Raw genomic sequence first — 21,230 nt, forward strand, 5'->3', positions numbered from 1 at the left:
GCTTCCGCGCTCGACGTCCGAACGGGGTCCGCACCCAACTCGTCCGCCGACACAACGCCGCCTGCGAGCCGGTACCGGGTGCGGACACGGCGTGGTTGTGCCCCCTACGGGTGCCGGATCCTCGCGGTCGATGTCAGCCAGTGGCTGCGCCCGGACGCGCACACCAACACGGAGCGGCTGTTCTGTCACCACAGCGGCGAACTCCCCGTCATCCACGGCATGTTGATCCGCCTTCAGGTCCACCTCCCTGCTGTGATCGTCGGCCACCGGCCTGACCGGCGAGGAAGTCACCACGCGCCGGCCGGAGTTCCTGAGGAGGTGCGACCGGGAGCACCCGCTCCGGCTGATGCGGCATCGGCACCCGCGAGGAGAAGCGCCCCGCCCGCTGCCACGCCGGACATCACCCTCACCCCCGTGAGCACCCTCCTCCCGCTCATGGAACGGTCGGCAAGACGCGGCCCAGCAACTGTTCGGTGGCGAGGGGTGGTTGGGGGATTCCGGCCGCTGCAGCGATGCGAGCCACGGCGGGAGGGAGGACGAACGTGGTGGAGAGCGTGCCGGGTTGGGCGAAGACCTCGGAGGGCGTGCCGTCGAGGAGGACGGTGCCCTGGGCGAGTACGACGATGCGGGTGGCGTGGAGGCGGGCGAACTCCACGTCGTGGGTGATGGCGATCACCAGCTTGCCCTCGGCGGTGAGCTCGTCGACGAGCCGGCCGAGGAGTGCGTTGCCGGGTGCGTCCTGGGCGCCGGTCGGTTCGTCGAGCACGAGCACCGGGGTGTCCATGGCGACGACCGAGGCGACCGCGACCCGCTTGCGGGCGGCGAGGCTCAGCTCGGAGGGGTTGCGGTGGCGCAGCTGCTGCAGGTCCAGGCGGGTGAGCGCGTCATCCACCAGCCGTCGAACCCGATCTGCGGGGTGGCCCAGGTTCTTCGCGCCGAAGGCGACCTCCTCTTCGACGGTGCGTTTGAAAAGCTGGTCGTCGGGGTTCTGGAAAGCCAGGCCCACCTGCTGGGCGAGCTGGGCGACCCGGTGTGCGCGGGTGTCCAGATCATCGATCAGGACCTGACCCTCGGTGGGCTTCAGCAGGCCGTTGAGATGCTTGGCCAGGGTGGATTTGCCGGAGCCGTTCTGGCCGAGCAGGCAGACGCATCCCCTGTCCAGCGTGACCTCCAGTCCGTCCAGAGCCCGTACCCCGCCGTCGTAGACGTGGGCGATGCGCTCGGCGCGCACGGTCACGGTGCCCGCAGCGCCGCTCGCGACCGGTTCGTCCTCCTTCGCCGGGGCAGGCGTCAAGTCGCCGATCAGCGGCGACAGTTCGACCGCTGCCTCCACCACGCTCAGGGGTACGGGGACGGTGTCCGCGACCGCGCCGCGGCGGCGCAGTTCCAGGCCGATGCGGACCGGTTCGGGGATGGCGACCGGGGCCTCGCGCTCGGCGGCGTGGCGCAGGACGGACCTGGGGTCGCCGTCGGCGGTGATCCGGCCCTCTTCCATGAGGAGGAGCCGGTCCGCGTGCGGGGCGTAGGAAGCGATGTCCTGCGAACACAGCACGACGGTGAACCCGCGGTCGTGCATACGGGCTATCACCTGGACCACCTCCTCGGCGCCGAGCGGGTCGAGCTGCGAGGTCGGTTCGTCCAGGACCAGGATTTTCGGGCGCATGGCGAGTACGGAGGCGAGCGCGAGGCGCTGGCACTGTCCCCCGGACAGGGCCTGCGGATGCCGGTCGGCGAGGTGCCCGATGCCGACGGTCTCCAGGCACTCGCGGACGCGGCCGCGGATCTCCTCGGCGGGGATGCCCAGGTTCTCCAGGGCGTAGGCGGCTTCGTCGAAGACGGTGGTGTTGGCGCCGGTCAGTTGGTCGTGCGGGGATTCGAAGACGTAGCCGACCGAGGCGGCGAGGTCGCCGATGGTGGCGGTCGACAGGTCATGGCCGTCGATGGCGGCGGTGCCGGCGAAGGGGCCGTCGAAGTGGTGCGGGACGAAGCCGGCGAGAAGGCGGCACAGGGTCGTCTTTCCGGCACCGCTCGGCCCGATCAGGCCGGTGAAGCTGCCTTCTTCGAGGGTGAGTGAGACGTCGCGCAGCACGATCTGGTCCGGCTCGGAGGGGTAGGCGAAGAAGGCGCTGTCGATGCGGACGAGGGCGTCGTTGGTCATGGGTCAGAGCACCTTCAGTCCGAGTGCGGCGAGGAAGAGCAGTCCTGCGGTCCACACGGCCGTCCGGTCGACGGTGCCGTAGCGTTCCAGGGCGAGATGGGTGCGCTCGCCCCGGGCCGAGAAGCCTCGGGCCTCCAGGGCCATGGCGCGGGTGTCGGAGGCGATCAAGGCTCCGGTGATCAGTGGGCCGAGCAGCGAGGCGAACGCCTTGACCCGCTGCCCGAGGCTGCCCTTGACGTCCAGGCCGCGGGCCTGCTGCGAGGCGAGGACGGCCTGCGATCGTCGCTGCATGTCGGGCACGAACTCGATGGCGGCGAGGATCGCGTAGCCGAACCGGGGCGAGACGCCGCGAGCGGCGAGCCCGGCCGTGAGCTGCTTGGGGGTGGTGGTGAGCAGCAGGAGGAAGAAGGTCAGCAACACGGTGGCGAGCCGACCCAGGATGAGGACACCGTGCACGATGCCCTCCAGGCCGAAGGCGACAGGCCCGAGGGAGAGCACGGTGGTGGTGTTGTCCGGGTTGAACAGGCCCTGGAGGACGGCGAGGCTGATGCCGAAGGGCAGCAGGATCGTCCAGGTGGGGCGGATCAGTCGCCGGGCGAGACCGCCGGCGGCGGTCGTCAGCGCGACCAGGGCGACGACGGTCCAGACCATCCAGGCCTCGGGCATCAGGAAGACGGTCGCGGAGAGCGAAGCGGCCCAGCTGAGTTTGGTGACCGCGTTGCGACGGTGCAGGAAGCCGTCGCCGGGGGCGTAGCCAATCACGAAGAGGTCCTGTCAAGAGGAGGCGGGGCTCAGCGCGGCAGGGAGAGGCGGCCGAACGGCGGGCGGAAGCGCATCGGGATCGACTTCGCGGCGTAGAAGGCCAGCAGCGTGGAGGCGGTCTTGTCGAACGGTTCGACCAGGAAACTCGACTGGAAGACACTGGCGACCAGGCTGGAGCCGAAGGCGGCGAAGGCGCCGCGGACCGCGTCCACTCCGGTCCCGGCGACCCCGCCGAACAGGAAGATGCTGATCGGCGCGGTGACCAGCGTGGCGATGAGCATGATCACCAGGCCCGAGACGATCACGCGGGGCACGGACCTGAACATGCCCCAGCGGGCCAGGCAGCCCGCTCCCAGTCCGATGAAGGCGCTGGTGACCGCGTACGGAAGGAGGGTCGGGTTGGCGGTCACTCCGAGCACCAGATTGGTCAGCAGGCCGGTGACCGCGCCGACCAGGGGTCCTGCGATGACGCCGGTGAGCACGGTGCCGATCGTGTCGAGGTAGAGCGGCAGGCGCAGGGTGGTGACCAGGACGCCGCCGACGACGTTGATGCCGACTCCGATGGGGATCAAGGCCCATGCGCGAGTGGTGAGTTGAGCCTTCAGTGCGGGGAAGCGGTGGGCCTGGACACCGAAGCCGGGCGGGGGGTTGTAGTCCGCGGCGTCTTGGCCCGTAGGGCGCACGGTGAGCACGAGCGGTACCTCCGAGGTGGGCGTGAGACGTCAGGCGCTGGGGCGGAGCAGCACGGTTTCGATGAAGTGGGCGCTGAAGTCGCGGGGACCGGCGCCCAGCGCGACCCGGCCGGTGTGCTTCGTACGGGCCGAGATGGCCGGTGGGTAGTCGTAGCTCCGGTCCGACTCCCCGGGTATGAACACGGTTTGGCCGCGGGTCAGGTGGCTCGCGGTTTCCACGATGACGGTGCCGGTCTCCGCGGTGACGAAGGACTCGTCGGACGCGACACCGACCGCGAGCGGGTCGTGCAGTGCAGCGGTGTCCTGGCCGGTGTGGTCCTCGTAGGACTTCAGATACGCGCGCATCAGGCGGGCTGTCAGTCTCTGGCCGGGGCCGGCGGCGTCGAGCCTGCTCAGGTCGTCGCGGTGGAATCGCCAGCGGTTCGTGGCGTCCAGGCCGACCATGGTGTACGGGATACCGCTGGAGACGACGATGTCGGCGGCGTCGGGGTCGGCCCAGACATTGAACTCGGCGACCGGGTTGGTATTGCCCGGCACCCGGGCGGCACCGCCCATGAACACCAAGTGACGTACCCGGTACGCGACTTGGGGGTCCAGCAGCAGCGCCGCGGCCACATTGGTCAGCGGGCCGATGGCCACGACGGTCAGCTCGCCCTCGTACTCCTTCGACAGTCGCACCAGCGCGGCGGCGGCACATTCTGTCTGCTCCGGTGCGGTGGAGTCAGGCAGCACCTCGGTGCCCAGTCCGGTCGGGCCGTGGAAGTCGGCGGAGAACTCGACCCGGCTGATGGGACGACCGGCACCGCGGTGGACGGGGACATCGGCAGCGATGCCGAAGGCGCGGGCCAGGCCGCGGGCGTTGCGGAACGCCTGCTCCGCCGGGACGTTGCCGCCGACCGCCAGGTAGGCCTTCAGGTCCCACAGCCCGGTGCCGAGCAGGTATTGCAGGGCCACGGCGTCGTCGAGGCCGGGGTCGCTGTCGAGGACGATCGGTGCACGAACCATGGTGTGTCTTCTCCTCTGCTGGAGTCCACATGGACGAGGCGCGGGGGCGCAGGCAGGTCAATCGGGGCACGTGCTCAAGAGCACGCACGCCTCCGGCGCGTGCCGTCTCTCGGCGTCGGTGGTGCCTCACTCGTCACCGGGCACCCCGTACGACGGGGCCGCCGTCGGGTCGAGTGCCCGGGTGACGTAGTCGGCGGCCTGGGGAGCCCAGATCTTCCACGCACGTTCGAGGTCGCCCATCGGGCTGTCCGACCAGTCGACGCGCAGGTCGGTGACGGGCCACGGCGCCTTGTCGACGATCACCATCCCGCAGGAGTGCACGGGGCCCTCCTCGCCACCGGCCTCCTCCCCGGCGCTGAGCGCGGCGAGCAGCCGGTCCCCGAGATCCGCGGCCGGGTCGGCGACGAACGCGCGGACCATCTCCTCGGGAACCTCCGGGGTCGTCAGCAGGTTTCCGGCGGCGAGGCAGTCGGTTGCCTCGACTGTGTGGTGGGTGCCGAGGGTGTGTACGCCCGAGTGCGAGGCGACGGCACCCGCCTGGTCGATCACCGTCAGCTGCCGGTACTCCGCGTACGACGCACCTGCGACGACCTCGGCGAGTGCCTCGGTCGCGGTGGCGCCGGCGCTGAGGGCGTCGAGGAGCCGGGGCCCGAGGGCCGGGTCGGTGACGTTCTGGGTGCACGCCGCTCCGACCCCGGCGCGTGCCCAGGCGCATCTCGCGGCCACCGCCGGGCTCGACGAGGTGACCACGGCCCCGAACCGGCCCGTCCGTGCGCATCGTCCGACCAGGGAGAACGTCACGGGATCACCGCCACCACGGTGACTTCCACAACCCATTCCGGGCGGGCGAGGGAGTCCACGACCAGGCCGGTGGAGCACGGGAACACGCCCTTGAGGCGCCTGCCGAGCACCCCGTACACAGCTTCCCGGTGGCGGATGTCGGTCAGATAGACGTGGCAGGTGACGATGTGTTCGAGCGCTGCACCTGCCTCCCGGAGCAGCAGCTCGATGTTGTCCATCGTCTTCTCGGCCTGACCGGCGGGGTCGCCGACGGCGACGCACTCGCGGGTCTCCAGGTCCTGCGCGACCTGGCCGCGCAGATAGACGGTGTCGCCCGCGACGACGGCCTGGCACAGGTCGTTGGAGAGGTTCTGTTCGGGGTAGGTGTCGGCGGTGTTGAACGGCCGGATGCGGACGTGTCCTCCGGCGGTGATCCGGTCGGTTGTCACGGGGTGCTCCCGTCGATGTCGGTGATGTCGGCCGCCGCACACATGAGTTCGGTGGCAGGGGCGAAGTCGTAGTTGTTGTAGACCGCGAGCAGGTGCGAGAACGGCGGGGACTGCGCGAACAGTTGGAAGGTCAACCGGTGGTTGGCGTAGTCGGAGTTGAGAAGGTCACGGCCGAAGGCGAGCAGCTTGCGACGCTCCTCCGCGTCGACATCGCCGATGCGGAAGTACTTGTCGAGATACGGCTTGACTTCCGGGTTCGCGAAGGTGGCGGAGCTGGGGGCCAGGCTGATCTGGCAGCCGGTGAGGTCGCGCAGCGTGTGCATCATCGCGGACAGGTGAGTGCAGGCGAAGACGCGGCCGGTGTACATCGTGGCCTGATGCGGCATCAGAAGTCCGCCGGGGCTGGTCTCTGCCTGCTCCACGGCGGCGACCAGATGAGCGTTGATCGTCTCCCGGTAGCAGGCGAGTTCGGCGATCTTCTCCCGCACGCCCTGGTGCTTCTTCACCCCGGTCTGCCGGGCCCCGGCGTGCGCGAACCCGAGCATCAGATCGGCCAGGCGCAGGTGCCGCAGTACGAACGGGAAGATGCTGTAGCGGTGCAGGGTGGCCCGGATGAACGACGCCGCGCGGGTGTGCCGGTAGAAGAACACGTCCTCCCAGGGGATCAGCACGTCATCGAAGACGATCATCGTGTCGACCTCGTCCACCCGGTTGCTGAGTGGGTAGTCGGCGTCGCTGTGCCGGCCGGCGAAACCGGAGCGGCAGATGTGCTTGACGCCCGGCGCGCTCATGTCGGCCCGGAATCCCACGGCGTACTCGGAGTGGGTCTGGTTGTTCCACTCCGCGATGGTCGGTTTCACGAACGCCTGGTGCGAGTAGGCGGCCGCCGTCTCGAACTTCGCGCCGCGTACGACGATGCCGTTGTCGTTCTCGCCGACGACGCGCAACAGCACGTCGGGGTCCTGCTCCTGGGGCCACTTGGAGCGGTCGCCCTTGGGATCGGTGTTGGCGGAGACGTGGAACGGGTCTTCGAGGGTGGCCTTCCGGACGTAGCGGCGGATGTTCTCGGAGAAGGCGGGGTCGATCTCGTTGAGCACGTCCTGGCCGTCGAAGAGCGCCCACATCTCGCCGACGGTCTCGTCGCCGACCCGGGTGACCACGCCGCGTATGTCGTCCAGGACGGTTTCGACGCTGCGGCGCTTGTGGTGCCAGTCCTCTTTGGTGACCGGGGGTTTGGAGCCGATGGCGCAGCGCTCACCGGTCTCGTCGTCGACGTAGGTCATGGCCTCCTGGGTGCCGGGCTGGTGTGCGAGGTCGTAGATGCGGGCGCGGGCGTCGACGATCGGCTTGAACATCGGGTGGCTGGTGACGTCGTCGACCTTCTCGCCGTCGATCCAGACCTGACGGCCGTCCCGCAGTGATTCCTTGTAGTCCTTGGCGGTTCTGATCACGCGTACCTCCGTACCAAGTGGGGGTGGAGTGTCTTCGGCCCGCGACCGGGCTGGACCACGAGCGGCCGCCTCAGCCCTGGTCGGCGACGACCGGGCCCTTGCGCAGGCGAACCCAGTAGCAGCCGAGAATGGCCAGCAGGCTGACGAGGCTCAGGGTGAGTTGCGAACGGGTGTCGGGGATCCAGGCCATCAGGCCGAGCACAACGAGCATCCATGCGAGGGAGGCGTACGACAGCCAAGGGAAGCCCCACATCTTGAGCTTCAGCGCACCCGGGTCCGTCTGCTCGAGCCTGCGGCGCAGCTTGATCTGCGCGGCGACCAGGATCAGGTAGTAGATGAGCTGGATCGCGCCGGACGAGTTGAGCAGGAAGAGGAAGACCCTGTCCGGGAAGAAGTAGTTGGCGATGACGGCGATGTACCCGACGGAGGTGCCCGCCAGGATCGCCCGCACCGGGATGCCCCGGCGGTTCACCTTGACCAGGGACCGGGGTGCGTCGCCTTGCTCGCTGAGTGCGAAGAGCATCCGCGAGGTGATGTAGAGGCAGGAGTTGAGGGAGCTGAGTACCGCGGTGAGGACGATGGCCTCCATCACCACTCCCGTCGCGGGAATCCCGATGTGGTCCAGGGCGACCGCGAAGGGGCTGGAGATGTGCTTGCCCGCGAAGCTGGTGTCCCAGGGCAGGATCGCGACGATGAGGAGGACCGACACCACGTAGAAGAGGAACACTCGGTGCATGACCTGCTTGGTGGCCTTCTCGGCGTACTTCGCGGGCTTCTTGGACTCGGCGGCCGCGATGGTGGCGATCTCGGCGCCGCCCATGGAGAACAGCACGGTGACGCTGCCGACCACGGCGGCCATCACGCCCATCGGGAAGAAGCCGCCGGACGTGGTCAGGTTGTCCACTCCCGGACTGCGGCCACCGACACCGAGCAGGAAGAGCGCACCGACGCAGATGAAGAAGACGATGGCGAGGATCTTGATCGAGGCGAACCAGAACTCGGTCTCGCCGTAGGCCTTCACGGACAGCAGGTTGATGCCCGTCATGAGCAGGACCAGGCCGAGGCAGAGCAACCAGCCGGGCACAGGCACGTACTTGCTGAGAATGCCGGCCCCCGCGACCGCCTCGATCGCGGCGACGATGACCCAGAAGTACCAGTAGAGCCAACCGACCGAGAATCCCGCCCAGTTGCCGAGGCCCAGGCGTGCGAAGTTGGCGACCGACCCGGACGAGGGCCGGGCGACGGCCATCTCACCGATCGCACGGATCACGAAGATCAGCAGCACCCCCGAGAGGGCGTAACTGAGCACGGCGGCAGGTCCCGTGCTGTTGATGACCGCCCCGCTGCCGACGAAGAGTCCGGCGCCGATGATGCCCCCGAGGGCGATCATCACGATGTGCCGGTTGCCGAGTGAGCGTTTGAGCGCACCCGAGTCGGCACGGGGTTCGACGGGCTCGGGGCCCGGGTGCGGGTCGGGGCTCACCAGAGGTGTGTCCAGGGCGCCGGGGCTGCTGCCGGGCTTGGGGCTGTCCATCGATGAGCACCTGCCTTGTTCTGGGGCCGGTTCATGGGGACTGACATGAGCATCGTGGACACGACAGGAATGTGTAAAATAGAACTATCCGAAGGGAAGGATCAGTTGACCTGATGGCGACGTCTCTGACCCTGCGGCAGCTGGAGTACGTGGTGGCTGTGGCCGAGGCGGGCAGCGTGACCCGGGCAGCCGCCCGGCTGCATGTCTCGCAGTCTGCGGTGTCGATGGCGATCGCCGACCTGGAACACACGCTGGGAGTCCAGCTCCTGGTGCGTCAGCCCCGGGGTGTCACTCCGACCTCTGTCGGCCGACGCGTCCTCTCCGATGCGAGGCGGCTGTTGTCCGGCGTGGGCGACCTGCGGAACGCGGCCCGTGAGGAACACGAGTCCATGTCCGGCCAGTTGGCGGTCGGTTGCTACAGCACGCTGGCCCCCATCGTGCTGCCGCCGGTGATCGCGGCGTTCGCGGAGCGGCACCCAGACGTCGACCTGCGGTTCATCGAGGGCTCGCACGACATGTTGCAGGAGCAGTTGCGCCATGGCGTGCTCGATCTGGCCCTGATGTATCACTACGGGCCGGAGCCGCTCGCACCCGGCAACGACCTGGTGCGCACCCGCGTTCTGCACACCCCGCCCTACGTGCTGCTGCCCGACGGACACCCGCTCGCGGAGCGGGACAAGGTCGCGCTCCGCGAGCTGCAGGACGAGCCGCTGATCCTCTTCGACCTGCCGCCCGGAGGCGCGTACTTCCGCAGCCTCTTCGCCGCCGAAGGCCTCGCGCCCACCGTACGGTTCAGGACGACCAGCTTCGAGATGGTCCGCGCCCTGGTCGCTCGCGGGCTCGGCTACTCGCTGCTCAGCCAGCGCACGCAGATCCAACTCAGTTACGAGGGCCGCCCCTTCCTCACCCGGCCGCTCGCCGGCTCCCACGACGGCCTCGACATCGACGTGGTCCAACTCGCGCACGCCCGAGCCACGTTGCGCGCGGAGGAGTTCATAAAGGAGTGCCATCGCGCACTCACCGGGGATGCCGACGGCCCCGCCGGCTGACGTCGCCCGGCGTCCGTCCCCGCTACGGCGCTTCGCCGTGCAGCAGTTCCACTTCGCTGCCCTCCGGCAGGGTTTCCCGGTAGCCGGTGTACATATGCTTCGTGGCCAGGCGGATGAGGAGGTCCTCGTCGCCTGTGCGGGCCGCCTCGAAGATCGCCCGGTGTTCGGTGACCATGAGTGGGACGTTGCCCGCGTCGTCGACGTACGAGCGGGTGATCCGGCGGTTGACCGGGTGGTCCCAGAGGGTGTCGATCATGCGGAGCAGAAGCGTGTTGCCGCACGGCTCGATGAGGGCCATGTGGAAGCTGCGGTTGAGTTCGAACTGGGCGACCGCGTCGAGCGGGTCGGACGCCGCCATGTCCTCGATCAGGGCGACGAGCCGCGAGAGTTGGGCGCGATTGTGTCTGCCGCAGGCCAGCCGGAGGGCCAGCGTCTCCAGGGACTGGCGTACCTGGTAGACCTCGGCGATGTCGTCCGGTTTCAGGGCGTTGACGATGTATCCGCTGCCCGGCATCCACGTGACCAGGTCCTCGTGGGCGAGGCGGTTCAGGGCGTCGCGGAGCGGGGTGCGTGAGACGCCGAGACGTTCGGCCAACTGCTCCTGGACCAGCGGCGCGTCGGCCGCCAGCGCGCCCGAGACGATCTCGTCGCGGAGGTGTTCGTAGACCCGCACCCCCAGGGGGCGCGCGTCCCTCGGGTCACTCCGCAATGGCTTCACGTTCCTCTCCGTCCCTGCTGTCCATCCGGGGAAGAAAACCATCCCGGCAGACCCATTGTCTCACTTGGATGCACTGTATACAGTGCATTCACTGCATCCGAGGAGGCTTCGATCGTGTTTGTCCTGAACACCTGGTACGTCGCCGCATGGTCCACCGAAGTGACCGGCAAGCCCGTACGCCGCGTCATCTGCAAGCAGCCCCTCGTCCTCTACCGCACCCCCGACGGCACCCCCGTCGCGCTGGCCGACCGCTGCGCCCACCGCGCCTATCCGCTCTCCGCCGGCCGCACCGTCGGCGACTCCATCGAGTGCGGCTACCACGGCTTCGCGTACGGGCCCGACGGCGTCTGCACCCGCGTGCCCGCACAGTCCGCCGTTCCGAGCCGCGCCCGCGTGCGCAGCTACCCGGTCGTCGAGAAGGACGGCTGGATCTGGGTCTGGACCGGCGACGCCGACCTCGCCGACCGGAGCCTCGTCCCGGACACGCACTGGATGAGCGACCCCGCTTGGGCCACCGTCACCCACACCATGCTCTTCGAGTGTCGGCACGACCTCATCCACGACAATCTGCTCGACCTCACCCATGAGTCGTTCCTGCACAAGTCGACCGTCGGCGACGACTACATCTACGAACACGGCGTGACCGTCGAGGTGGACGGCCGGGTCGTCACCGTCGACCGGCTCATGCCCGGCGTCGAGGCGCCGCCGCTGTACGCGCGCACGATGAGCACCGAGGGGCTCTACGACCGTTTCCACGCCACCGAGTTCCACATCCCGAGCTACCACGTACTGCACTCCGGGATCACCGGTCAGGGGCGCCCGCGCGAGGAGGGCTACCTCATCAAGGTCCTCAACGGGATCACCCCGGTCGACGAGAACACCACCTGGTACTACTACGCGTTCAGCCGGAACTTCGCCGTCGACGCCGACTGGGCCACCAAGGAGCTGGAGACGGGCCTGGAGACCGTGCTGCGCGAGGACGCCGACGCGCTGCGCGAGCAGGAGATCGGCATGCGGGAGCGGCCGGCCGGCGAGCACGACGTGCTCATCGGCCAGGACGCCGGAGTCGCCAAGGCCCGCCGCATTCTTGCCCGGTTGGTCGCCGAGGAGCAGGCCGGCACCGCACGGACGGACAGCCGGACCGTCAACACCACGCGGGCCGCGACCGACACGGCGGGACGGTGACCGCGGTGGCGGCCGAGAGCGCCGGCGGCGGACCTAGGGCCTGTCGTTTGGATCAGGCCGGATCTGGTCGACGGTGCCGATCGGTCGAGTCGAGCGGGGTGTGGTGCGTGCAGCTGCAAGGCGGAGGAGGGCGACATGGCGGAGCCATGGCAACCGACGACAACGCCGCAGATGCGCGTGCCACACCCCGTGGCCCCGGCAAGATCCGAACGACAGGCCCTGGCACCCCGGCGGCAGAAGAGCGTGGGCGCCGTGCCGCACTGCAGGGCATCGACCTCGACGCCCTGGGCCGTCAGATCGGCGCCCTCCACCTCACGCACTCCGACAACCGTCACGACGCGGGAGTCATCCCCGTGCCGGTCGGCGTGCTCTCCGGCGGGCCCGGCCCCACGGCACTGCTCGTCGCGGGCACGCACGGCGACGAGTACGAGGGCCAGGTGGTCCTCCACCGACTGCTGCGGGAGGTGGATCCCGCGCAGGTGCACGGCCGGATCGTCGTCCTGCCCGCTCTGAACCTTCCGGCCGTACGGGCGGCCGGCCGGGTCTCGCCGCTCGACGGGCAGAACCTCAACCGCGTCTACCCGGGCACCGCGCGCGGCGGCCCCACCGCCCAGATCGCCCACGCCGTCGTCACCGAACTCCTCCCCCACGCCGACCTGGCGCTCGACCTCCACTCGGGCGGGTCCAGCACGCACTACGTGCCGTCGGCGTTCGTCTACGCGGGGCCCGACTCCCGGGCGTGGGACGCCAAGCGGCGGATGGCCGAGGCCCTGGGTCTCGCCTGGTCGGTCGTCGTCCCCGCGCGCTTCGAGCCCGGTTCCTTCTCGACCGCGGCCGACGACGCCGGGGTCCCGATGATCTCCACCGAGCTGGCCGGCGGCGGCGAGGTGAATCCCGAGGTCGTCGGCGACGCCGTGCACGGGCTGCGCCGGGTGCTGGCCGCCGCCGGCATTCTCGACGCGCCTGCCGGCACACCGGCCACCGCGCCCACCCGCTGGATCGACCTGCTCGTGGACGGCGCCGTGCACACCCCGCTGCGCGGCCTGTTCGAGCCCGTCGCGCGCCTCGGCGAGGAAGTCAAGGCGGGCGAACTGATCGGTCGTGTGCACCCCGTCGAGGAACTCGACCGCTCCCCCGCGCCCGTACTCGCACACCGCGACGGCATCGTCGCCATCGCCCGCAGGCCACCCCTCGTGGACCTGGGCGACACCCTGTACCACCTCGCGGCCGACACCACGCCCGGCACGTCCGGCGCCTCCGCGCCCGGCCGCTGACGCGGCGCCGACCCCGCACAAGTCGGGCCGCTCCAGGGCCTGTTGTGGCCGCCCCCCTTCAGCCGCTCCCCCTTCAGCCGCTCCCCGGCACGTCCTCTCCCACCGCACCGGAAAGGCACATCCATGCGCCATTCGATCCGGCTCCCCGCTCTGGCCGTCGGGCTGACACTCGTCGCCCTCCTGACCACCGCCGGCTGTACCGACGCTTCGGCGGAAGGGGACGGCGCCGCCGCCCCGAAGGCCGAGAGCCCGACAGCCGCCATGCCCGAGGTCGCCGTCGACGAGGCGGCCGCCGCCCTGCTCCCCACGGACGTGAAGACCAAGGGCACACTCTCGGTGGCGAGCGACGCCTCCTACCGCCCCTTCGAGTACTTCGACACCGACAACAAGACGATCACCGGCTTCGACATCGACCTCACCGACGCCGTAGGAGCCAAGCTCGGCCTGAAGGTCCGGCACGTCAACGCCGGCTTCGACAGCATCCTGCCGGGCCTCGCCGCCAAGAAGTACGACATCGGGGCCTCCGCGTTCTCCATCACCCCGGAGCGCGCGAAGACCGTCGACTTCGTGACGTATCTGCGGGGCGGCACCGGGATCGCGGTCAAGACCGGCAATCCGCTCGGGCTGAAGATGGAGCCGAAGTCCCTGTGCGGGCACGCCGTTTCAGCGCAGAAGGGGTCGGTGCAGGGGCTCAGCCAGCTCCCCGAGATCTCCAAGTCCTGCACGGAGGCGGGCAGGAAGCCTGTCGCGATCGAGCTGTTCCCGTCCCAGGACGGCGCGAACCTCGCGGTCGTCAGCGGCCGTGTCGACGCCGTCATGGCCGACACCATCTCCCTCGGCATCCAGGCAGAGGCGTCGGGCGGCAAGTTCGAACTCGTCGACGGGCCGCTCTACGCACCCGACCGCTACGGCCTCGCCGTCCCCAAGAACTCACCCCTCAAGCCGGCTCTGGAGGCCGCGGTCAAGGCGATCCTGTCCGACGGCACCGTGGACGCGCTCATGAAGAAGTGGGAGATATCCGAGGCCTCACGCATCAAGGGCGGGAGCTGACATGACCGGCTTCACCGCTCGCCCGGAGGGCAGACCGGCACACGACGCCGAGCCGTCGGGGACCCCGCGCGGCACCGGTGGCACGGCCGGTCGGCCCGGCCCCGCCGACAGCGGGCCGGCCGATGAACTCACCGTCGTGCCCAAGCGGCACCCCGGCCGCTGGGTGACCGCGATCGCCCTGCTCATCGTCGCCGCGGCCACGTTGCACTCGGTGTTCACCAATCCCCGGTTCGGCTGGGACGTCGTGAACACCTACCTGCGCGATGTGTCGATCGGCAGAGGTCTGCTCGTCACCCTCGAACTCACCGCTGTCTGCATGGCCATCGGCATCGTCCTCGGCGTCGTGCTCGCTGTGATGCGGCTGTCGGCCAACCCTGTCGTACGGTCCGCGGCCTTCCTGTACGTCTCCTTCTTCCGCGGCACACCCGTGCTCGTCCAACTGCTGTTCTGGTACAACCTGGCAGCGCTGTACCCGCAGTTGACGTTCGGACTGCCAGGTGTCTCGCTGGACGCCAACCGGCTGATCACGCCGATGCTGGCGGCCCTCCTGGGACTCGGGCTCAACGAAGCCGCGTACATGTCGGAGATCGTGCGGGCCGGCGTCCAGTCCGTCGATCACGGCCAGGGCGAGGCAGCCGGAGCGCTCGGGCTGACGAAGATGCAGACCATGCGGCGGGTGATCCTGCCGCAGGCCATGCGCGTCATCATCCCTCCCACGGGCAACGAGACCATCGGCATGCTCAAGACCACGGCCCTGGTGAGCGTGCTCGCCGTGCCGGATCTGCTCTACTCCGCGCAGATCCTGTACGCGCGCAACTTCCAGACGATCCCGCTCCTGATCGTCGCCAGCATCTGGTACCTCACCGTCACCACCGTCCTCACGATCGGCCAGTTCTACGTCGAGCGGCGGTTCTCCCGCGGCAACCGCACGGTCGCGCCCACCCCGCTCCAGCAGTTCCGCCAACTCCTGCGTACGCACACGCCGTCGGCCACCGGGAGGACCCCAGAATGAAGAAACCCGACACGGTCCGGCCAGGAGCCGCAGCGCACCTCCCCGCGGACCGGCAACCCCCGATGGTGCGAGCCGAGAACGTCCGCAAACGCTTCGGGCCGCTCGAAGTCCTCAAGGGTGTGGATCTGGAGGTCCGGCGCGGCGAGGTGGTGTGCCTCATCGGTCCGTCAGGCTCGGGCAAGAGCACCTTTCTGCGCTGCATCAACCATCTGGAGACCCTCGACGGCGGCCGCATCTGGGTCGGCGGACAGGTCGTGGGCTACCAACGACGCGGCAGCAAGCTGCACGAACTCGGCGACCGGGAGATCTGCCGGCAGCGCACCGAGATCGGCATGGTCTTCCAGCACTTCAACCTCTTCCCCCACATGACGGTCCTCCAGAACCTCATCGAGGCACCGCTGCGGGCACTCAAGGAGCCCAAGGCAGAGGCCACCGAGCGGGCCCTGGCCCTGCTCGAACAGGTGGGACTCGGTGACAAGGCGAGCGCCTACCCCCGCCATCTGTCCGGCGGCCAGCAGCAGCGGGTCGCGATCGCCCGCGCCCTGTGCATGCGCCCCAAGCTGATGCTCTTCGACGAACCGACGTCGGCGCTCGACCCCGAACTCGTCGGTGACGTCCTCACCGTGATGCGCGACCTCGCCGCATCCGGCATGACGATGATCGTCGTCACCCATGAGATGGGCTTCGCCCGCGACATCGCCGACCGGGTCGTCTTCTTCGAAGCGGGACAGGCCGTCGAGGTGGGACCGGCGAAGCAGGTCATCACCGAGCCCCGGCACGCACGGACGAAGGCCTTCCTGGCGGCCGTGCGATGACGACCCTCACCAGCCGATCGACGGCCCCACCGGACAGCTCGACGGCCCGCACCGGACAGAAGGAGGTACGACGATGAGGCTCGTGCTGCGCGCCAACGCTCATCGGCGGGTGGCCGCCGGCTGCCGGGAGGTCGCCGCGTCCCCGGACACCCCGCGACGTGAACGGTGGCAGTGGCAGATACGGCTGCTGACCGACGCCGAGGAGCGTCCGGAACCATCGCCCGCGGTGCGCCGGATCACCGAGGAACTACCGGGCGGCGCGACCCTGGAGGTCTCCGCCGACGCCGAGTCCGTCGTCCCTGCCGTGGAGTTCGTCGACCCTAGCGGTGCGCCGGCGGTGCCCCGCGCAGAGAACGAGCTGGTGGTCCTGATCGCCTCGGGCGGCCGCGTCCTGGTCGAGGACCGGCACCTGCTGGCCGACTCCGACGCGATGGTCCTCGAGGGCGACGATCCCCTGCAGGTGAACCTGCGCCGGCCGGACGGTGCGCACGCACAGGTCGCGGTCGTCCGGCTCTGCGCGGCGGCCGGACACGGCGTCCTGGGCTGGGTGCCGTGATGCGGGCGACGGGCGACGAGCAGTCGTTGCGCCTGCGTGTGACCGCACTCGTGTGGGAAGCCGAGGGCGTGCTCTCCGTCCACCTGTCCCGGGCCGACGGCGCACACCTGCCGCCCTGGACCCCGGGGGCGCATCTGGACCTGCACCTGCCGAGCGGCCTCACCCGCCAGTACTCGCTCAGCGGTTCCCCCGCCGACCGGTCCACCTGGCGCCTCTCGGTCCTGCGGGAACCCGCGTCGCGCGGCGGCTCACGCGAGGTGCACGAAGTCCTGCGCCCCGGTGACCACATCGAGGTCACCGGCCCCCGCAACAACTTCGCACTCCCCGAGGACGACGCCCTCCGGTACCGGTTCATCGCCGGAGGCATCGGGATCACCCCGCTGCTCCCGATGATCGAGAGGGTCGCTTCCTCCGGTGCCGACTGGTCCCTGCTGTACGGCGGCCGGTCCCGGTCGAGCATGGCCTTCCTCGCGGACCTCGCCCGCCACGGCGAGCGCGTCCTGGTGCGGCCGCAGGACGAGTTCGGCCTGCTCGACCTGGATGCCTACCTGGGGCCGCCCAGTTCGGGCACCTCGGTTTTCTGCTGCGGCCCTGAACCGCTCCTGGCCGCCACGGAGCAGGTGTGCGGGAGCTGGCCGCCCGGCACACTCCACGTCGAGCGCTTCACAGCGCAGCCGTACGACGTGGGCGCCGAGGACGACGCAGCGTTCGAGGTGGTCCTGCACCGGACCGGTCGCAGCGTCACCGTGCCGGCCGGCCGATCGGTCCTGGACGCGCTGGAGGAACACGGGATCGACGTGCCGAACTCCTGCCGGGAGGGCATCTGCGGCACCTGCGAGACGAAGGTGGTCGCCGGGGTTCCCGATCACCGGGACAGCCTGCTGTCACCGGAGGAACGGGCCGCGAACGACACGATGATGATCTGCGTCGGCCGGGCCCGCGGTCCGCGCCTCACCCTGGACCTCTGAGCTCGGCCCGAGAGCGTCGGCGTATCGACGGCACCGCTGCCGGATCGCGGTGTGCCTCCGCCACCCGCCGAACGCACCGAACGCACCGGACACGGAAAGGACCCTCATGACCCCGCGCAGACCCTCACGCGCATACGACGTGCTCGTCATCGGCGGCGGCGCCGCCGGATCGGCCACTGCCTGGCAGCTCGCTTCGCGCGGCCACCGCGTCTGCCTTCTGGAGCGCTTCGAACCCGGCCACCGGCACGGGAGTTCGCACGGCCGGTCGCGGCTGCTGCGGCTCGCCTACCCGGACCCGTTGTACGTGGGGATGGCGGCGGAAGCGCTGCGCCTGTGGGGCCGGCTCGAAGCGGAGACGGGCGCCGACCTGATCACCACGGTCGGCGCGGTCGACGGCGGCCGCACCGACCGGCTCGATCGCGCGGCCGCCGCGCTCACCGCCGAGGGAGCCGCGTTCGAGCGGCTCACGGAGGCGGAGGCCGCCGGGCGCTGGCCACAGCTTCGTCTTCCGGGGGACGTGCTGTTCCAACCGGACGCGTCGCGCGTCGACCCCGACGCGACGCTGCCGGCCCTGCAGCGTCAGGCGGAGCGGTTCGGCTGCGACATCAGGCACTCCACTCCCGTGACGGCACTGGAGATCGACGCGGACCGGGCACGCGCCCACACCCCGTCCGGCACGTTCACCGCGCCGGTCGCCGTCGTCACGGTGGGCCCATGGACGAACCGGCTCCTCGAACACCTGGTGAAGCTCCCCGAGCTGACGGTCACTCAGGAGCAGGTCTTCCATCTGCCTCCCCGAGCCCCCTCGGCCGTAGGGCCCGCCTTCAGCTTCCAGGGGGAGGACGGCGGCATCGTGTACGGCATGCCGACCGCTGACGAAGGCGTGAAGGTGGCCGAACACCTCGGCGGGCGCGAGGTGACCCCAGACGGCCGTGACGGTGTCGTCGACGCGGACGCGCGTCGCCGCGTCGTGGAGTTCGCGGCGGAGCACCTTCCCGGCGTCGAGCCGACGGTCAGCAGCGAGACGACCTGCCTCTACACCAACACCGCCGACGAGGACTTCCTGCTCGACCGGATCGGCCCCCTGGTCATCGGCACGGCCTGCTCGGGGCACGGCTTCAAGTTCACGCCGCTCCTCGGCCACATGCTGGCCGATCTCGCCGTGGGCGAGGCGGAACCCCACCCCCGGTTCAGGCTCGGCACCACAGCGGTGTGAGCCCGATCGGTTCGGAGCGCCTCGACCCCGGCGGCCGGTCGCCCCGAAGCGACTGAAGCGACCGAAGCGACCGAAGGCCGCACATTCCTCGGACGAGGCGCACACGTCGAGTAGGCCGATCCGGACCCGGCCCGTCGTCGCCTCGGGGAAGCCGGCTCACAGGCGGCGGCCGATGCCCACCTCGTCGAGGTCGTGTCCGATCACGAGTCGTCCGGAGAATCCGTGCCGGGCCTCGCGCCACACCGAGTCAGGCCTGTCGCCCGGCACCAGGTGGGACAGGACGAGGGTGCGCACCCCGGCGCGTTCGGCGACCGGGCCCACGTCCTCGACCGTCGTGTGCGCGTTGAGCAGGTGGTGGAGCGACGCGTCCTGTGCGGGAGTCCGGGGCTCCGGGAACATCGCCTCCGGCCAGGTGCGGTCGATGACCTCGTGCACCAGTACGTCCGCGTTGTCGGCCAGGCGGACGAGGTTGTCGCACGGCGCGGTGTCGCCCGAGAAGACGACGGAGCCGTCCTCTGTGTCGAACCGGTATGCCAGGGCGGGGAAGACAGGGGCGTGGTCGACGAGCGTGGCGGTGACACGGACACGGTCGTCCTCGTACACCGGGACAGGGGCCATGTCAGGGGCGGGGTCGCCGTTCGGGTCATCGGTCGCCCACGAGGGCAGGACGACGTCCCGGGCGTCGACGAACTCGTCGGGGACGGGCTTACGGCTGTCGCGGGCCCGGTCGTTGAAGTCCATGGCGTAGGCCCGCACCATCGCCTCCCACATCTCCCGCGTCCCCGGCGTCGGGTTGTCCGGCGCGACGACCGGAGGAGCCGGATCGGGGCCGAACAGCGGGGGCAGTGCGCCGCGGTTCCCCGGGCCGATCAGCGGGATGGGCAGGTCGGCGCGGGGTATGCCGTTGGACAGTCCTTCGGTCAGCAGGTTGTTGAGGTCGACGACGTGGTCGGAGTGCAGGTGGGTCAGGAAGACCCCGGCGAGTTTGTCCAGGGGGCCGCCCAGGTCGCTCTGCCAGTTGCCCAGGTGAGCCTTGCGGAGCTGCCTGCCGACGCCGTCCCCGGCGTCGATCACGTAGTAGCGGTCGCCGACGGCCAGTGCGGAGGAGATGCCCTCACGGTTGCTGTTCGGCCACCACGGCGGGCCGCCGGCCGTACCCAGCAGGATCAGCCGAGTCGCGTAGCCGTCAGCCTGCAGCGGAGCCCGGGGCGCCTCCGGTTCCGGCGCGTTCCCGCGGGCCTGCGCGGGAGTCGCGCCTACGGCTGCGACCCCGGCGCCCGCGGTGAGGGAGGCGATGAGGGATCGCCGCGACAAGCTGCTGGTCGTCAGAGTTCGACGGATGACATCACACATGAAGCTTGCCTCTCGTTCATATTTCGCACAGACGAGAGCGTTATTAGCACGCAGGACTCCGTGGCGCAATGCATGGCGCCGCTACGGCAGTTGATCGGGCTCGAACCCTGGAACGTCCTCCAGGTGCGTACGGATCGGAGTTACGGGTCACGGGCCGCCGTCTGACCATGAAGAACCGTCCCGCCCGCGACCCAAGACCCGCGAGGCGTCGCGACTGCCTTCCCTCAGCATCGACCAGCAGATAGCATACTGTATGCAATCTGTGGGAATGCAGCAGACTCCGCACCCGGCCTGGACCTCAGGGAGCCGCTCCATGTCGTACCGATCCGCCCTCTCCTACGTCCTGAGCAGGACCATCGAGCCCTTCGCCGAACAGACCGCCGCGTACGAGAGGTTTCCGCGCGCCGCGGTGGCCGCCCTCGGGGAAGCCGGTCTGCTCGGCCTCACCGTCTCCGCCCGCTTCGGCGGCGGCGGCCTCGGGCTCGCCCAAGCCGCCGAGGTGGTGACCGCGGTGTCGCGCGCCTGCCCGGCCACCGGCGCGGTCCTCCGGTCGCACTACGCCGCCGTCGCCTGCATCGAGGCGTACGGGACCCCATGGGTCCGGCAGAAGATCGCCACCGGCTGCCACCTCAGCACCCTCGCCGTGGCCGACGCCCGGGACGACGGCCACCCGGGAGACGCGGCGCCGCCCGCGGGTTCCACCGCTGTGTGCGCCAGTGACGTGGTGACGCTCCGCGCCCGGAAGCGCGATGTCGTCGCGGCGGGCGAGGCCGACAGCTACGTCTGGCCCTCCCGCCCGGTCGACGGCGGCGGCGGGCCCGACCTCTGGCTGATTCCCGCTGACGCCCCGGGCCTGTTCGTGCCGGCCCGGCCCAACGGCGCGGGCCCGCGCGGCAGTAGCACGTCCACGGTCTGCGCCGACCCGGTGCGGGTTCCGGTGAGCGCGAGGCTCGGGCAGGAGAGCGGCGGGCAGGACGACGTACTGGGCGCCGCGCTCCGGTGGCTGGCGACACTTCCGTCCGCACCGCCGGTCGCACCGCCGGTCGCACCGCCGGTCGCGGGCTCGGTCGACGCCGGGCAGGTCGGCGTCGGAGTTCTCACCTGAGACTCGCGCATGACTGTGGACGCACACCCGAACATTGCATACAGTATTCGATGAGCTGGGAAGGCGACCGTAGGGGCGTACGAGCACGTCGGCCAGGG

General features: G+C 70.1%; 20 protein-coding genes. 10 read left to right on the forward strand and 10 right to left on the reverse strand.

All coding sequences use genetic code 11. From position 1 onward, the window contains the following. Positions 1-433: 433 nt before the first annotated feature. The 8 genes from QIS96_RS05595 to QIS96_RS05630 form a co-directional block, all read right to left on the reverse strand. Entirely contained in the window at positions 434-2,158 is a 1,725-nt protein-coding gene (locus QIS96_RS05595; RefSeq protein ID WP_282541243.1) for an ABC transporter ATP-binding protein, read from the reverse strand. Positions 2,159-2,161: 3 nt separating this feature from the next. Further along, positions 2,162-2,920 carry an energy-coupling factor transporter transmembrane component T family protein gene (locus QIS96_RS05600; protein ID WP_282541244.1) on the reverse strand — a complete coding sequence of 253 codons (759 nt, stop codon included), beginning with the start codon at positions 2,918-2,920 and terminating at the stop codon, positions 2,162-2,164. A gap of 29 nt (positions 2,921-2,949) precedes the next feature. Continuing rightward, positions 2,950-3,612, reverse strand: a complete 663-nt coding sequence (locus QIS96_RS05605; protein ID WP_282541245.1) for a hypothetical protein — start codon at positions 3,610-3,612, stop codon at positions 2,950-2,952. A 30-nt stretch (positions 3,613-3,642) separates the two neighbouring features. Beyond that, positions 3,643-4,617 (reverse strand): nucleoside hydrolase, encoded by a 975-nt coding sequence (locus QIS96_RS05610; protein WP_282541246.1) that lies wholly within the window; start codon positions 4,615-4,617, stop codon positions 3,643-3,645. A gap of 126 nt (positions 4,618-4,743) precedes the next feature. After that, positions 4,744-5,418 carry a DUF1028 domain-containing protein gene (locus tag QIS96_RS05615; protein ID WP_282541247.1) on the reverse strand — a complete coding sequence of 225 codons (675 nt, stop codon included), beginning with the start codon at positions 5,416-5,418 and terminating at the stop codon, positions 4,744-4,746. Beyond that, positions 5,415-5,846, reverse strand: a complete 432-nt coding sequence (locus tag QIS96_RS05620) for a RidA family protein (protein WP_282541248.1) — start codon at positions 5,844-5,846, stop codon at positions 5,415-5,417. The genes QIS96_RS05615 and QIS96_RS05620 overlap by 4 nt, the downstream gene beginning before the upstream one ends. Continuing rightward, a complete protein-coding gene (locus QIS96_RS05625) occupies positions 5,843-7,297 on the reverse strand; it encodes a 4-hydroxyphenylacetate 3-hydroxylase family protein (RefSeq protein ID WP_282541249.1) in 1,455 nt (484 codons plus the stop codon). Before QIS96_RS05625 ends, QIS96_RS05620 begins: the two co-directional genes overlap by 4 nt. A 70-nt stretch (positions 7,298-7,367) precedes the next feature. Next, a complete protein-coding gene (locus tag QIS96_RS05630; RefSeq protein WP_282541250.1) occupies positions 7,368-8,831 on the reverse strand; it encodes an amino acid permease in 1,464 nt (487 codons plus the stop codon). A gap of 113 nt (positions 8,832-8,944) precedes the next feature. Here QIS96_RS05630 and QIS96_RS05635 point away from each other — a divergent pair, with 113 nt between their 5' ends. Then, entirely contained in the window at positions 8,945-9,880 is a 936-nt protein-coding gene (locus tag QIS96_RS05635; protein WP_282541251.1) for a LysR family transcriptional regulator, read from the forward strand. Between the two features lie 22 nt (positions 9,881-9,902). On the opposite strand, the gene QIS96_RS05640 is transcribed toward QIS96_RS05635, so the two are convergent. Next, positions 9,903-10,598: a GntR family transcriptional regulator gene (locus QIS96_RS05640; RefSeq protein ID WP_282541252.1), complete on the reverse strand. Its 696-nt coding sequence runs from the start codon at positions 10,596-10,598 to the stop codon at positions 9,903-9,905. A 114-nt stretch (positions 10,599-10,712) separates the two neighbouring features. Between QIS96_RS05640 and QIS96_RS05645 the strand changes: the two genes are divergently transcribed. The 8 genes from QIS96_RS05645 to QIS96_RS05680 all read left to right on the forward strand — a co-directional run bounded on the left by QIS96_RS05645 (position 10,713) and on the right by QIS96_RS05680 (position 18,674). Further along, the gene (locus QIS96_RS05645; RefSeq protein ID WP_282541253.1) at positions 10,713-11,783 is read left to right on the forward strand and encodes an aromatic ring-hydroxylating dioxygenase subunit alpha; all 1,071 of its coding nucleotides are present in this window, start codon (positions 10,713-10,715) and stop codon (positions 11,781-11,783) included. Between the two features lie 146 nt (positions 11,784-11,929). Then, positions 11,930-13,057, forward strand: coding sequence for a succinylglutamate desuccinylase/aspartoacylase family protein (locus tag QIS96_RS05650; protein ID WP_282541254.1), 1,128 nt, complete (start codon positions 11,930-11,932; stop codon positions 13,055-13,057). A 123-nt stretch (positions 13,058-13,180) separates the two neighbouring features. Next, on the forward strand, positions 13,181-14,107 hold the full coding sequence (locus QIS96_RS05655; protein ID WP_282541255.1) for an ABC transporter substrate-binding protein: 927 nt from the start codon (positions 13,181-13,183) through the stop codon (positions 14,105-14,107). A gap of 1 nt (position 14,108) precedes the next feature. Then, a complete protein-coding gene (locus tag QIS96_RS05660) occupies positions 14,109-15,119 on the forward strand; it encodes an amino acid ABC transporter permease (protein ID WP_282541256.1) in 1,011 nt (336 codons plus the stop codon). A 62-nt stretch (positions 15,120-15,181) separates the two neighbouring features. Further along, positions 15,182-15,934, forward strand: coding sequence for an amino acid ABC transporter ATP-binding protein (locus QIS96_RS05665; protein WP_282541365.1), 753 nt, complete (start codon positions 15,182-15,184; stop codon positions 15,932-15,934). Positions 15,935-16,007: 73 nt separating this feature from the next. Beyond that, positions 16,008-16,490, forward strand: a complete 483-nt coding sequence (locus QIS96_RS05670) for a hypothetical protein (protein ID WP_282541257.1) — start codon at positions 16,008-16,010, stop codon at positions 16,488-16,490. Then, positions 16,490-17,458, forward strand: a complete 969-nt coding sequence (locus tag QIS96_RS05675; protein WP_282541258.1) for a PDR/VanB family oxidoreductase — start codon at positions 16,490-16,492, stop codon at positions 17,456-17,458. The genes QIS96_RS05670 and QIS96_RS05675 overlap by 1 nt, the downstream gene beginning before the upstream one ends. 106 nt (positions 17,459-17,564) lie before the next feature. Continuing rightward, complete coding sequence (locus tag QIS96_RS05680) at positions 17,565-18,674, forward strand: FAD-dependent oxidoreductase (RefSeq protein WP_282541259.1); 1,110 nt, start codon at positions 17,565-17,567, stop codon at positions 18,672-18,674. Between the two features lie 156 nt (positions 18,675-18,830). On the opposite strand, the gene QIS96_RS05685 is transcribed toward QIS96_RS05680, so the two are convergent. Further along, positions 18,831-19,988 carry an MBL fold metallo-hydrolase gene (locus QIS96_RS05685; protein WP_282541260.1) on the reverse strand — a complete coding sequence of 386 codons (1,158 nt, stop codon included), beginning with the start codon at positions 19,986-19,988 and terminating at the stop codon, positions 18,831-18,833. A 352-nt stretch (positions 19,989-20,340) separates the two neighbouring features. Between QIS96_RS05685 and QIS96_RS05690 the strand changes: the two genes are divergently transcribed. Continuing rightward, a complete protein-coding gene (locus QIS96_RS05690) occupies positions 20,341-21,132 on the forward strand; it encodes an acyl-CoA dehydrogenase family protein (RefSeq protein WP_282541261.1) in 792 nt (263 codons plus the stop codon). Positions 21,133-21,230 lie beyond the last annotated feature (98 nt).

It is taken from the genome of Streptomyces cavernicola (assembly GCF_029968035.1).
Taxonomy (GTDB): domain Bacteria; phylum Actinomycetota; class Actinomycetes; order Streptomycetales; family Streptomycetaceae; genus Streptomyces; species Streptomyces cavernicola.